We start from the raw sequence: 12,978 nt of genomic DNA, 5'->3' as shown, positions 1-12,978 counted from the left end.
CTGCGGCCGGGGGCGTTCGCCTCGGTGGGCCTGGGGGTGGACAATGCGCGCTGATGCCCTGGTGCTGGCCCTGGTGCTGATGGCCACGGGATGCGCCTCCGTGGCGCAAGCGCCTGGGCGTGGCCGAAGCTTGAGCTACGCACCGCGAGAAGCCTCCTTGCCCACCTGGGTGGAACCCCCGAGCGATGAGTCCCCGCGCGCCCAGAACCTCCTCCCGCGCGCTCTTGCTGGACCCGAGCAAAGGCTCCTACGCCGCCAGCAGCCGCGTGACGACGTGACCGCCGTGGGAGACAGCGCTATCGGGGGCGGGGCCCGGAGCGCTGCATCGACGCGGCAGGCAGTCATCGACGCGACGAAAGACGTGAAGGGCTCCCTGACCCGCGTCGAGGCCGCGTTCACCAAGCTCGCGGCCCGTCCTCCGGACCTCTGGGGCTGGAGCCTGACCGGCGTCTTCACGCGCTACCTCGACCAGGGATCCAAGCAGGTGACGTGGCTTCATGGCGCGCTTGGGAGCGCCACGGCGTTGACGGAAGCGGCCTCGGAAGTTGGCGACACGGATATGGAGTTGGGCCTGCTACGCATGACAGGGCCGAAGCTCCAGGCAGCTCAATTCGGAACGCTCCTGCTGGCCACCTGGGTGGACTTCCTGCACCTCGCGGACGCCGTGCTCCGGCACTGCCCCATGTGCAGCGCCGAGAAGCTCTTCGTGGACCTTCATCGCGTGCAGGGGTTGATGGAGCCCACGCTGACGGATCTCGCCTCACTGGACCCGGAGCGGGTGGAGGCAGCGACCACCGCGATGCCCGAGCTGATGGGGAAGCTGACGCGTGAGTTCGACACGCTCCAACGGGAGACCCGCGAGACCCTGAAGCTTGGCGGGCAGGTCATCGCGGCGATGCAGGCGGTGGAGATGGTCACGATGATCTCCACGATGAAGATGGCCCTGCCATGCGTGCCACCCTCGGCCCCTGCGGCGCTCGGCGTGGGCCTGGCAATGAGTTCAGGCGGCGTCATGGTGGGCTCGCGGCTGGTGGTCTCCGCCGAGTGGGTGGAGATGATGCGAAGGCTCGTGCAGGCGGGCGTCATCTCCGTTCCCGCCGTCGGCGCGGCCGTCCTCATTCAGGGCGGACAAGTCACGATGGCCCAGGCGCAGCAGGACCTACCCAAGGGCGTGCGCGAAGCGCTGGGGGACAGCCCCGAGGTGCGCGGTATGCGGGTAACGGGCAGGGCGGGGGCGGGAATGTCGGATGCCCCGAAGCACCATGTGCTGCCGCAAGAACACCGCGAGTGGTTCGAGCGGCGCGGCTTCAAGGGCGACATGGACATCGACAACTTTTGCGTCCGGCTGGAGCAGGCCGATCACGAGGCGATTCATGGAGGGGGGAACTGGAAGCTGGGGCGCATTTGGCCCGGCGAGTGGAATCGGATGATCATGGATGCGCTACTCCAGGCTGAGACGAGAGCCGGCCGGTTGTTGACGCGGGATGGGATCTTGAAGGAAGTCGCGAGGCATATGCGGGACTATCGAATCCCCATGAACTTCACTTCAGGGAGAGGACGATGAGTGATGGAGGGGCTTGGCGGGGCGACATCAAGGCACGCCTGTACGAGAGGGTTCGTGAACGGGGCTTCGGCTCACTCATTGCCTTTGCCGAAGCGCGCCCTGCTGTTCCGCTGTACGTCCTGGCCGACGAGTTAGGCAACGACGTTGCTGCCGTGCAGATTCTAAGCGGCTTGATGTACGAGGCGGAGCAGCGCAAGCAGGTCACGCGCTTGGTTCGTGACGTCCTCGTGCGCGAGTTGGCCGAGAGGTTCCCGAATGGCTGGCCGGACGTGCTGGATGATGCAACCCGTGGAGAGGTTGCGATGGGGCTCGGGTCGTGGTTCGCCTACACCCCAGTAACCCACAGGGCGCGGGTTGATCGGGCAGGGGATGCGCTTCTCGCCAACCCTCCCCCCGCTGGCTGGCGTCCACTCGGCCCCGACGACGAGCTTCTCCGGACGCTCCTCCCCGACGAAGAAGCCTGATCGGAAGCGGCGACCGGCCGATCCAACAAGTGCCGTTTACCTGGGGTGTAGCCGATGAGTGACGGAGGTGCATGGCAGGGCAACATCAAGGCGCGCCTGTACGAACGGGTCCGTGAGCGAGGCTACGACTCACTGACCGCCTTTGCCGATGCGCGCCCTGCCGTTCCGCTGTACGTCCTGGCCGACGAACTGGGCAACGACGTTGCTGCGGTGCAGGTGTTGAGCGGCTTGCTGCACGAGGCGGAGCAGCACAAGCGGATCACGCGCTTCGTTCGCGATGTGCTCGTGCGCGAAGTCGCCGAGGGACTCCCCAACGGTTGGCCTCCCATCTTGGACGACGAAAGCCGCTTCGAGGTTGCAATGACGCTTGGTCGCTGGTCTGCGTACACCCCAGAAACCCATGAAGAGCGCGTGCGGCAGGTGCGCGATGTGCTTCTCGCCAGCCCCCCACCTCCCGGCTGGCGCCCGCTCAGTCCTGACGACGAACTGCTTCGGACGCTCCTTCCCGACGAGGAAGCCTGACTGGAAGCGGTGGCCCTTCAAGCCTCGGTGAGGGGCCGCCGTGTGCCCCCAGTGTGCCCCTCCTGCGTGGCTTGAGGGAACACACCAGGGAACAGCACGGGACGGAGCGGGATGATGAACCCGAGGGGATTCAAGGCGATAGCGGGTAACTGCGCGTCCTGCTTGAGGTTTCCCATCGCCCTGCCCACGGGTTCAAGTCCCGTACTCCTCGCCACTGAAGGGCCCGGAACCGAAAGGTTCCGGGCCTTTCGTTTTTTCTGCACTCCCTCATGTGCCCCTCTGCCTGCACCGCGCGCTCCCGCGCCGCGGGTGGCACGCATGGTCGGTTCGATGGTGGCGTGCCCCATCGGCTCCTGGATGACCTTGAGGGGGACGCCCGCCTCGCGAGATGGCTGCCGCAGTGTGGCGCAGGTCGTGCCATGTGATGGCCTCCTGTTCGCGGGTGATGCCCGCCCGCTCCACGGCCCGCGTCAGCCGGTGCTCGGTCGTGCTGGCGGTGAGGGGCTGGCTGCCGGGCCGGCAGCGGAAGCCACAAGAAGGGCCAGGGTAGGCTCCAGCGATGGCCATGCCCCCCGACCAATACGCTCGCGCCGCGGTGGAGGCGGCGCTGCACGTTCAAGTCGAGATTGAGCGCGTTGAGCTGCCGCCTGGCACATCAGGCGAAGCGGTGGTGATGGGACGGGTGGCGCGCGTGTTCCGAGGCCCTCCAGAGCTGCTCTCCTCGCGCATCTCTTTCGAGGTGAGCTGCCTCCGCGAAAACGATGACTCCCCGCCGGGCGGCACGCTCTGGAAACGCGTGGAGGACCTGGAGCAGGCGAAGGTGATTGAGACCTACCTCGACCGGGACGGCCAGGGGGGCTTCCATGTTCCCCGGTGGCAATCCTTCATCATCGACGAGGTGACGGACACGCCGTTGTTCCTCGTCACCGAGGAGGAGGCCCGCAGGCTGGAGGACGCGTTCGGGCCTCCTCGTACGCGAGCGCGCCGTTTCCTCCACGCGATGAACTCAGTCCTGCTTGTCCATGGGCCGGTGTTCCTCCTGGGGGTCGGGGGGCTGGCCGCGATCTGCTACTTCGTCTGGACGCTGGTGGAGTGGCAGCGCGCGCCGTGACCCATGCCGTCGGGGCGCAGCACGAAGGTGGAGGGACCTCTTCTGCCGTGGCCCTCCCGCGACTGTGGCGGTTCGGGGCCTTCCCCGTTCATCCGACGTGCGGGCTCAGCGTGTAGGCCCGTCCTCGGAGGTTCCCTTGAAGTCAGCGGCGGACAGTCCGTGTCGCTTGAGCAGGTCGTAGAAGTCGCTCCGGTTGCGCCCGGCCATCCGAGCCGCGGCACTGACACTGCCGCTGCTGCGGCGCATGGCCTCCGCGAGGTAGGCGCGCTCGAAGGCATCGCGTGCTTCGCGCAGCGAGGGCAAGGCCGCTGTCCCGCCTGGAACGCCTGGCAACTGCGCGCTCTCGGCTGGGGGCCGCTCCAGCGCCTGGCCAAGGCGAGGCACATGTCGCGGCTGAAGCTCGTCCGCGCCGGCCAGGAGCACCGCGGCCTCCATCTCGTGGATGAGCTCTCGGACGTTGCCAGGCCAGTCATAGCGCTGCATGAGCTCCACCGTCGCAGGCGCAAGGCGCGGCGGACGCAGGCCATAGCGGTTCGCCGTGCGCTCCAGAAAGAGCTGCGCGAGCAAGGGGATGTCCTCGAGCCGCTCGCGCAAGGGTGGCAGCTCGATGGGCACCACGTGCAGCCGGAAGTAGAGGTCCTGACGAAAGCGCTTCGCGGCCACCTCTTCCGCGAGGTCCCGGTTGGTGGCGGCGACCACCCGCACGTCCACGGACTCTTCCACGTCCGCGCCCACGCGCGTGAGCCGCTGCTCCTGCAGCACGCGCAAGAGCTTCACCTGCACGGACGGGGACGCCTCGCCAATCTCATCCAGGAACAGCGTGCCGCCATTGGCCGCGCCAAACAGGCCTTCGCGCTCGCGCACGGCCCCGGAGAACGCGCCCTTCACGTGTCCGAACAGCTCGCTCTCCAGCAGCTCTGGCGGAAGGGCGCCGCAGTTGACGGCGACGAAGCGCTTCGTGTTGCGGCGCGAGAGCACGTGGAGCATCCGCGCCGCGAGCTCCTTGCCGGTGCCACTCTCGCCGGTGAGCAGGACGGTGGCGTCGGTGGGGGCAATGCGGGCAATCACCTCGCGCACGCGCGAAACGGCCTCGCTGATGCCCAGGAGCAGGGGCTCGCCGTCTTCACCCATGCGCCGCCGCAGCTCGGCCACCTCCCCGCGCAGACGCGAGCGCTCGAGCGCGTGCGTGAGCTTCTGCATGAGTTCGTGGTCGTGAAACGGCTTGGTGAGAAAGCCGTAGGCCCCCTCCTGCATGGCCTGCACCGCGGTTTCGATGGAGCCGTGCGCGGTGAGCATGATGACGGACAGCTCGGGAGCACGCTGTCGCGCGGCCCGGAGCACATCCATGCCATCCATGTCCTCCAGGCGCAGGTCGAGCACCATCGCGTCCACGCGCTCCTGCGCGAGCCTGCGCAGGGCGCCCTTGCCCTCGCTCTCCACGGTCACGTGGTAGCCGCGTGAAGTCATCCGCATGGACATGAGCTCCGCGAGCTGAAGGTCATCGTCCACCAGGAGCACATGGGGCTTCTGGAAGGGGGGCTCATGCGTCAAGGCGGCCTCCAGGGGACGCGGGGTCCTCAAGGGGAATCCAGAAGGTGAAGGTGGCTCCAGGCCCGGGCCTGTCCGCGAGCGACAGCTCACCTCCGTGCGCGGTGATCATCTCGCGCGCGATGGCAAGGCCCAGCCCCGTGCTGCGGCGCCCGCCCACCTCGAGGCTCGCGAAGGACCGGAAGATCCACTCGCGCGCGTGCGCGGGTACGCCGGGGCCCTCGTCCGCGACGGACAGCTGGACCGCGGGCAAGGGGCTGGCGGCGCCAGGGCGCTTGCGGCTCACCAGCTCACAGGTGATGCGCACCGTCTTGCCCGCGCTGGAGACCGCGATGGCGTTGCTCACCAGGTTGGACAGGGCGCGCTCGACAAGGGGGTCATCCATGGGCGCACGCACGGGCTTTGGGGCTGCTTCGTACACCAGCTGGACCTTGCGCTCATCCGCTTCAAAGGCGAGGTCCTGAAGGACGTTCTGGACAATCTGGTCCACCGAGGCCCCGGCATTGCGCTGCAGCGGCTGGCCGGACTGCACGCGCGACAAATCCAACACGGAGGTCACCATGCGGATCTCACGCTCGCACGCTGCCTGTGCGAGCTTCACCACGCGGGCCTGCTGCTGCGTCAGGGGGCCGATGCTGCCATCGCCCAGGAGCGAGAGGGCCTCGCGCACCCGGGCCAGCGGCGTGCGCAGGTCGTGGGACACCGAGGCCACGAACGCGCTCTTGAGCTGATCCAGCTCCGCCAGGCGCCCACGCATGCGGTCCAGGTCCAGCGAGAGCGCGCGCAGCTCCTCGGGCCCGCGCAATGGGGGCAGGGGGCTGAAGTCACCCTGGCCAATGCGGCGCGCATGCGTGGAGAGCAGCGCCACCGAGTTCGACACCGCGCGCGCCTGCGCGACGGCGAGCGCTCCCGCGGCGAGGATGCCCAGGAGGCCGAAGAGTCCGCCTGAGCGCAGCGCCGCCGAGCCGATGGCACGCGCGTGGTCCTCCTTCGCCTGGATGGCCAGGCGCATGTCCCGCGTGCGCTCGGACCACACCGTGGTGAGGACCTCATCCAGCTGCAGCCGCCGCTCACGCAGGGGAAACGACAGCATCGACTCACAGGTGCCGGCCTGCTCCAATTGCAGGGCGTACTGCACATAGTCCTGGGCGCTCGCGCGGATGCCCGCATCGAGCTGCACCGAGCCGGCGCCGAGCGCGGTCTGGAGCTCCTGGCGTGCGCTGGCGACAGCGCGGTGCACGGTGGGTGCGCTGCTGCCGCGCTGCTCGCAGGCCACCACCCCGCGCCGCACCGCCAGTTCGAGCGCCCAGGCCGCGACGTACACACGCTGCTCTCGCTCGAAGGATGCGAGCTCCTGCTGGCCCACGCTCGCCACCACCTCGTGGGTGCGCATGAGGCCCACGGCCATCTGTGAGAACGCCGCCACCAGCAGCGCGGTGACCACCGCGTAGGACAACAGGAGCCGGGAGCGCAGTCGAAGCACCAACATGGCGCGCAATCTAACGCGCTTCCCTGCGCGCGCCCCGTCACTTCGCACGGCCGTCTGTCGGCCCCGACAGTGTTGGCCTGAGCCGACAGGGGCTCTGCTGGGATGGACCGACAGCGGGGGCACGCTGCCCTCGGACAGGGTGGCTGGCACGACATCTGAAAGGCGCCGTCGTCCATGCGTTCGACGACCGTTTTCTCCAAGCGACCTTTCTGGACCCAGCGTGCGGGCGAGCTCATCCACGGCTGGCGCGAGATGGTGCACCCAGGCAGCCTGCCCGCCGATGCGGCCGCCGGCTTGAGCGTGGCGTGTGTGGCACTTCCTCTCAATGTCGCGCTCGCGACCGCGGCGGGACTGCCCGCGAGCGTGGGGCTCGTCTCCGGCGTGGTGGCTGGCATCGTGGGCGGGCTGCTCAGTGGCAGCCGCTTCCAGGTCACCGGCCCGGAGGCGGCGCTGCTGCCCCTGGCCGCGGCCATCGTGGCGGCGCATGGGGCCGCGGGCCTCGCCATCGCCACGGTGCTCGCGGGCGCCATGCAGGTGGCGTTGGGGCTCGTGCGCGCCGGGCGGTTCGCGCGGCTCATCCCCCGGCCGGTGGTGATGGGCTTCACGGTGGGCATCGGGCTCTTGCTGCTCAACACGCAGATGCCGCGGCTGTTCGCGGTGGAGGACACGCACCCGGATGCCATGGCGCTCGTGATGCAGCGCACCTGGGGCGGGCACGTGGGCTGGCTTGGCGTTGCCGCCGGAGCCCTCACGGCGCTGGCCATGTTGACCCTGCCCCGGCTGCACAAGCGCATCCCCGCGGTTCTCGTGGGGCTGACGCTTGGCACCGGGCTCATGGTCTGGCTCGGGGCGGGCTACGACGCGGTGGGCGCCTTGCCGCGCTCGCTGCCCATGCCGTCGCTGCCGTCCTTCGAAGGCGTGCACCTGGCGGAACTCCTGCCGGCGGCCTTGGGCCTCGCGCTGCTCGCGTCGCTCGGCTCGCTGCTCGCGACGAGTTCGCTCGATGCGCTCACGGGTGCGCGCACCCACAGTGACCTGGACCAGGACCTGGTCGCGCAGGGGCTGGCCAACATCGCGGCCGGACTCTTCGGCGGCTTTCCGGTGATGGGCGCCATCGTGCGCGCCAGCGCGTCCATTCAAGCCGGCGCGCGCACCCGCGCCGCCTCCGTCATGCATGCACTGTGGCTCTTCGTGGCCATGGCGCTTCTCGCGCCGCTGGTGGCGCGCATCCCCATTGCCGCACTCACCGCGATCCTACTGGTCGTGGGGGTGCGGCTGCTCAACCTGGAGGGCCTTGTTGCCATGTGGAATCAGTCCAAGTCGACGTTGGGCGTGGTGCTCGTCACCGCGCTGGGCATTGCTGTGTTCAATGTGTTTGCCGGCATCGGGGCCGGGCTCGCGCTGGCGACCCTCCTCTACGTGCGGCGCCATGGCGCCCTGCGGCTGGAGGTGCAGCGGGTGACGGATGCGTCGCAGTTGCAGCGCAACCTGCACGTGCAAGCTCCGGAAGTGCCCAATGCCCCCCAGGCGCTGGACCTCCTGGTCGCGCGCGTGGGCGGGCCCATCCTGTTCATCAACCACATCAAGCTCTACGATCTCCTCGACGGCCCACCCTGGGCGAAGCTCGTGGTCATCGACCTGTCGCGGGTGTCGCTCGTGGACGCCGCCGGTGTGGCGACGCTCAAGTACCTGGCGGAGTTCCTCTCCGTGCGCAGCGCGCACCTGGCCCTGGTGAAGGTGCCATCCCAACTGGAGGCCGCGCTCGAGCCGCTCGCGCAGCACCTGCTCGAAGCGCGGATGCACGGCTCGATTGAAGAGGCGCTCGTGGGGGCAGGCCTCGTGCAGCCCTCCGTGCCCGTGGAGCCGGTCGTCCTCCCCGCGCCCCCCGTGCACTCCGCCGCCCCCGCAGCGCACTCCGCGCACCCGTAGAGCGCTGCGCACGGCAGTTGGCTCGCGATTGAGTGCAGAGGCGGGATGACACGCCGGCCCTGGCCACGCTCCCATGGCCAGGGCCAGGCGCACCTGCCGTGGGCAAGCCCCGGTGCTCCTGAATGGCGCACCCCTCCCGGCGGAAAGACTGTTTCCAGGAGAGGAGGAGCCACCCCCATCAGGGCTGCTGGAGGCTACGGGACCGGATAGACGCAGACGGCGAGCGCGCCGCAGCCGAACTCGACCGCGAGCTTGTTGCAGCCCGGCTTGAAGTCCGACCGGTACATGGACTGGGTCTGGGTCCGGCTGTAGGGCCCATTGACGCCCACGCCGCTGTAGCTGATGGACACGGTGAGGTCGCCGTTGCTCCCGGTGCCAGGAGGGATGAGCGTCGTGACGCTGCACGCGGTCTCCGCGCTCGCCTTCACCGGGATTCCCTCACCGCCAATCTTCACGCTGTTGATCTTCATCTCCCCGCTGTTGTCGAAGACCACGTAGGCGGTGGAAGAGTTGTCGATGAGCTCGCCGTCCTTCAGCGTGAAGTCGCAGGCCCCGGGCGTCCAGGTGCCCTGCCGGTACTGGCCCAGGAACGTGTTGGTGCCGTTCTGGGGCTTGAAGCGCATGGTGGTGCCCTCGAACACGACCTCGTAGTCGGGCAGGTTGTGGTTCGCGTCCCAGCGGATCATCCGCGGGCTGATGAGCCGGCCCTTGTAGAGGCCCGCGGAGGGGGAGCCGGGCAGCTCGCACATGTAGACCCGGTCCGACGACTGGCCAGCGATGCCGCCGTACGCGATGTCGGTCTGATAGCCGTACTCGCTGCCGTAGCGGTTCCAGATGCCGGTCACGACCATGTTGTCGCCGCCGGTGTCCGTGTCGTCATCGTCATCGTCGGCGACGCTGGTGTCACAGGCGCTCAGGGAGGTGGACAGGACGCAGCCGAGGAGGAGACGCGCGAAGGAGAGATTCACGGGAGTGCCTTCAGTGGGGTGTGAAGGTTCGCAGCACACCCCATACCGCTCAGGGCGACAAGGTCCTGGCGAACTCCCGCAGGACCTGCGCCAACGCGTCCGGCACCTCCCACGCGGGGAAGAGGCCGCGACATGAAGTCGCGGCGCGCGCCGCCTACCCCTTCAGTTCGCGCGTCAGCTTTGAGTCCCACGGGCACCAGTGGCTGCCAGGGAGGAACGCGCCGCCGGCTTCGTCCAGGTGCTCCTCGACGTACATCATGTTGGCGTCGCACACCTCGATGGCCATCGCGAAGAACCGGATGGTCGAGGGGTCGATGTGGAACGAGAACTTCGGATTGTAGGGAGCGGTCCTCTTGATGATGCGCCCGTGGACATGAACCTCGTTCTTCTCGTCTCCGGAGAGAATGCGGCGCGCATGGGAGATCGTCGACTCGTCCGTCAGCTCGATGACGAATTCGGCCCCAGGCGAGCTGGGCTGGGTGAAGACGAAGCGGGTGGCGGTTGCCATTGTGAGGCTCCTTTTGTGGTGGCCGCCCGGTGTAGATGATTGGGTTTCCTCTGGGAACCGGCTTGGGGATGGATGGGTGTGTTTGGAATGTGCTAGTGCGATGCGCGCACCCCTCCCGCCACCCGGGCTTCGCGTGCAAGCGCTGCTTCTCTTCGCCCTCACGCTCCACCCGCCGGAAGCGCACGAAGGCCTTCATCTTGTGCGCGTTGCTCTCCACTTCCAACAACTTGCGCTCCCCCTGCGTGAGCCGCCACAACACCCGGTAAGGAGACAGGGTTGAGTCGTCACACGATGCCCACCGGCGGCTGGGGAGCCTTTGGTGCGCCCGAGGCGAAGCGCTCGCGCAGGAGCTGGATGAAGCGGGTCAACGACGCGGGGCGCTGGCGGGACGTGCGGGTGACAGCGCTCCAGCGGCGGCGAATCCCGCGGGGCGTGAGCCGGAGGGTGTGCAGTCCACGGCGCCGGGCTGGGAGCATCCATCCGGGCAGCGCCGTCACGCCGACTCCCCCTCGCACCAGCTCGATGAGCGCCTCGGTGAGGGGCACGGGTGAGACCCGCCGAGGCTCGACGTTCGCGGGCCAGAGCACGCGCGTGAAGACATCGAGCTGCTCCCGGGGCGCGGCATAGGTGAGCAGGTGCTCTGACACCAGCTCCTCCGCCGTGACATGGCCGCGCCGCGCCAGCGCGTGGCCCGCGGGCACGACCAGCAGGAGTTCGTCCTCGAAGAGCGGGGTCTGCGCCAGGCGGGCCTGCCGTGGGACGTCCGTGGTCAACGCGAGATCCAGCCCTCCGTTCAGCAGCGCGTCGAGGGGCTGGCGCGTGGCTTCCAGGACGATGCGCAGCTCGGCGCGCGGGTACTCCGCCTGCCACTGCCCCAGGATGGGCGGCAGCCAGCCATACACCGTGTAGCAGCCCGTGCTGAGCCGGAGCAGGTCGTCCTGCGGGTGTGCACGGCAGAGCGCCTCGGCCTGGGCCACCTCACTCAGGACCCGTCGCGCCGAGTCGAGCAGTTTCTCGCCCGCGCCGGTCAGGAGCAGACGTCGCTGGCGGCGCTGAAAGAGCTTCACGCCCAGACGCTCCTCGGCGTCGCGGAGCTGGTGGCTCAGTGCCGAGGAGGTGAGGTGGAGCTGTCGGCTCGCCGCGGCCAGGCTTCCGGTGTCGGCGACCGCGGCAATCAGCTTGAAGTGACGAAGCTCGAGCATGCCAGGGCAGCTTCACATGAATCGTCTTCATCAACTTCGCGAAATCGTTTCGCTGCACTCAGGTTGTGGACCTCCTTAACGTCGTCGCCCCATTGCCAGGAAGGCGGACGGATGCCCCAGACAGACAGCTCCCCGAGGACGCAGAGCCCTGCCGTACCCCCAGGGAGGTCCGCGCGAATCGACGACATCGAACCGGTCATCCAGGCATCGGCGGAGGCAGCGCGGCCCGGGCGGACCGGCCGCCGGGACTTCCTCCGCGCGGCCGTCTCTCTCGCCGCGGGCGCGGCGCTCCTGCCTCCTGGCACGGGCCATGCGGCGAAGCCTGTCGACAGCGCGGCGCTTCGCGCACAGCGGCTGGCCTGGGCAGGAGTGCGGTTGCAACTGGGGAGGGACACGCTCTTCCTGGACCCATTGCTCGACCCTGCTGTGTGGGGGCCCGCGCTGAAGGACCCGCTCGTCCCCCTGGACGTGACCGACGGCGGGCGCTTCGTGCTGGTGACCCATCGCCATCCCGACCACTTCGACCGGGTGGCCGTTCGCAAGGTGCTGGGGGACACTGGCACGCTGGTGTGCGCCCCGGACACGGCCGCTGCGGCCGCCGCGGCGGGGTTCCGGGTGCGGTCCGCTCCGCTCTACGAGCCCGTCCTGCTCAATGACTTCACCGCCACCGCCGTTCCCGCGGCGGACGGCTACGGCGATGCCCAGGTGTCCTGGGTTGTCTCCGGAGGAGGCCGTCGCATCATCCACTGCGGCGACACGCTGTGGCATGGGTCCTGGTGGCACATCGGACGTCAGTTCGGCCCCTTCGATGCTGCATTCCTGCCCATCAACGGGGCACGCTTCGGCTGGCGCAAGCCCGTAAGCGACGTCCATGCCGTCCTGACACCCGAGCAGGCGGTCGCCGCGGCCGTGGTGCTGGGGGCCCGACTGCTCGTTCCCATCCACTATGGCGTCGCGGCCTCCGAGGACTACCAGGAGGTCCCGGACGCGGAAGCGCTGCTCCTGGCAGCGGCGCGGAAGCGGAAGGTGAACGTGGAGCTGGCACGCCCGGGGGAGTGGCTGAGCTGGCAGCCCCGGACCTGAGCCTCACATCCTCGAACGCAGGGGGCAGCTACTTCTTCTGGTCAAAGGGCAATCAGGGGTTATGAGGAATGCCCATGAGCAATGAGCGCACGCCTGCCGAGCCCGACGTCATGGAGCCTACGTTCTGGCGGAAGAACGGCTGGTCGGCCAGGGTCATCAAGAACGAGGAGGACGACGGCTGGGCCGTGGAAATCCGCAAGCAGGGGCTCTCCGAGCCCGCCCTCATCAGTCCGTGGGTGATGGGCCGCGACAAGAAGAATCCCAAGCCCTTCGATGCGACGGCATTCGCGACCTTCGTGAAAACGGCCTCGGAGGTCCTGGACCGTTCCGCGCGACAGCGCGACCAGGCCATGACCAAGAAGCTCTCCATCGCCTGGGAGGGCCGCTGGTACGAGGTCCGGCTCGAGCTCGTGGCCGATGAGTATGAGCCCCACGCGCTGCTCTCAGCCATCGACGACGCTGGCGCGACCGTCGCTAAGCATCGCGTGCCGGTGAACTTCAAGTTCACCCGAGACGTCGCCAACGAGTGGGTGCGCGGCGGCTTCCGCGAGCCCTGAGCGTGTTCTCCTCTGGCGCCCGAGGCCAGGTGC

The 12,978-nt window shown here is 68.7% G+C and carries 12 protein-coding genes and 1 pseudogene; 7 read left to right on the top strand and 6 right to left on the bottom strand.

The features are described 5' to 3' along the window. Positions 1-361 precede the first annotated feature (361 nt). From D7Y13_RS12425 to D7Y13_RS12415, 3 genes are read left to right on the top strand one after another with little or no spacing between them, the layout of a single operon-like run. On the top strand, positions 362-1,564 hold the full coding sequence (locus tag D7Y13_RS12425) for a DUF2380 domain-containing protein (RefSeq protein WP_341870407.1): 1,203 nt from the start codon (positions 362-364) through the stop codon (positions 1,562-1,564). Beyond that, the gene (locus tag D7Y13_RS12420) at positions 1,561-2,028 is read left to right on the top strand and encodes an NUDIX hydrolase (RefSeq protein WP_120534218.1); all 468 of its coding nucleotides are present in this window, start codon (positions 1,561-1,563) and stop codon (positions 2,026-2,028) included. Before D7Y13_RS12425 ends, D7Y13_RS12420 begins: the two co-directional genes overlap by 4 nt. A gap of 54 nt (positions 2,029-2,082) precedes the next feature. Beyond that, positions 2,083-2,550: an NUDIX hydrolase gene (locus D7Y13_RS12415; RefSeq protein WP_120534219.1), complete on the top strand. Its 468-nt coding sequence runs from the start codon at positions 2,083-2,085 to the stop codon at positions 2,548-2,550. 314 nt (positions 2,551-2,864) lie between these two features. On the opposite strand, the pseudogene D7Y13_RS49925 reads toward D7Y13_RS12415, so the two are convergent. Further along, positions 2,865-3,072, bottom strand: a pseudogene (locus tag D7Y13_RS49925) (tyrosine-type recombinase/integrase); the annotation flags it as partial. Between the two features lie 43 nt (positions 3,073-3,115). Here D7Y13_RS49925 and D7Y13_RS12405 point away from each other — a divergent pair. Beyond that, positions 3,116-3,661: a hypothetical protein gene (locus tag D7Y13_RS12405; RefSeq protein ID WP_199732651.1), complete on the top strand. Its 546-nt coding sequence runs from the start codon at positions 3,116-3,118 to the stop codon at positions 3,659-3,661. A gap of 105 nt (positions 3,662-3,766) precedes the next feature. On the opposite strand, the gene D7Y13_RS12400 is transcribed toward D7Y13_RS12405, so the two are convergent. Beyond that, complete coding sequence (locus D7Y13_RS12400; RefSeq protein WP_120582051.1) at positions 3,767-5,212, bottom strand: sigma-54-dependent transcriptional regulator; 1,446 nt, start codon at positions 5,210-5,212, stop codon at positions 3,767-3,769. Next, on the bottom strand, positions 5,202-6,698 hold the full coding sequence (locus D7Y13_RS12395) for a HAMP domain-containing sensor histidine kinase (protein WP_120582050.1): 1,497 nt from the start codon (positions 6,696-6,698) through the stop codon (positions 5,202-5,204). Before D7Y13_RS12395 ends, D7Y13_RS12400 begins: the two co-directional genes overlap by 11 nt. A gap of 174 nt (positions 6,699-6,872) precedes the next feature. Here D7Y13_RS12395 and D7Y13_RS12390 point away from each other — a divergent pair, with 174 nt between their 5' ends. Beyond that, complete coding sequence (locus D7Y13_RS12390) at positions 6,873-8,627, top strand: SulP family inorganic anion transporter (RefSeq protein WP_120532398.1); 1,755 nt, start codon at positions 6,873-6,875, stop codon at positions 8,625-8,627. Positions 8,628-8,821: 194 nt separating this feature from the next. Here the strand turns inward: D7Y13_RS12390 and D7Y13_RS12385 are convergent, their stop codons facing one another. From D7Y13_RS12385 to D7Y13_RS12375, 3 genes are all read right to left on the bottom strand, one after another. Further along, the gene (locus D7Y13_RS12385; RefSeq protein WP_120532397.1) at positions 8,822-9,595 is read right to left on the bottom strand and encodes a hypothetical protein; all 774 of its coding nucleotides are present in this window, start codon (positions 9,593-9,595) and stop codon (positions 8,822-8,824) included. A 154-nt stretch (positions 9,596-9,749) separates the two neighbouring features. Further along, positions 9,750-10,103: a BP74-related protein gene (locus tag D7Y13_RS12380; RefSeq protein ID WP_120532396.1), complete on the bottom strand. Its 354-nt coding sequence runs from the start codon at positions 10,101-10,103 to the stop codon at positions 9,750-9,752. 284 nt (positions 10,104-10,387) lie between these two features. Then, positions 10,388-11,305, bottom strand: a complete 918-nt coding sequence (locus tag D7Y13_RS12375; protein ID WP_120532395.1) for a LysR substrate-binding domain-containing protein — start codon at positions 11,303-11,305, stop codon at positions 10,388-10,390. 111 nt (positions 11,306-11,416) lie between these two features. Here D7Y13_RS12375 and D7Y13_RS12370 point away from each other — a divergent pair, with 111 nt between their 5' ends. Then, positions 11,417-12,388 carry an MBL fold metallo-hydrolase gene (locus D7Y13_RS12370; RefSeq protein ID WP_120582049.1) on the top strand — a complete coding sequence of 324 codons (972 nt, stop codon included), beginning with the start codon at positions 11,417-11,419 and terminating at the stop codon, positions 12,386-12,388. 74 nt (positions 12,389-12,462) lie between these two features. After that, on the top strand, positions 12,463-12,945 hold the full coding sequence (locus D7Y13_RS12365; RefSeq protein ID WP_120532393.1) for a hypothetical protein: 483 nt from the start codon (positions 12,463-12,465) through the stop codon (positions 12,943-12,945). Positions 12,946-12,978 lie beyond the last annotated feature (33 nt).

Origin of the sequence: Corallococcus praedator, from assembly GCF_003612125.1 — a bacterium.
Classification (GTDB): domain Bacteria; phylum Myxococcota; class Myxococcia; order Myxococcales; family Myxococcaceae; genus Corallococcus; species Corallococcus praedator.
Note: the sequence above shows the minus strand (reverse complement) of the source record. Positions and strands in the feature narration are given on the sequence as shown.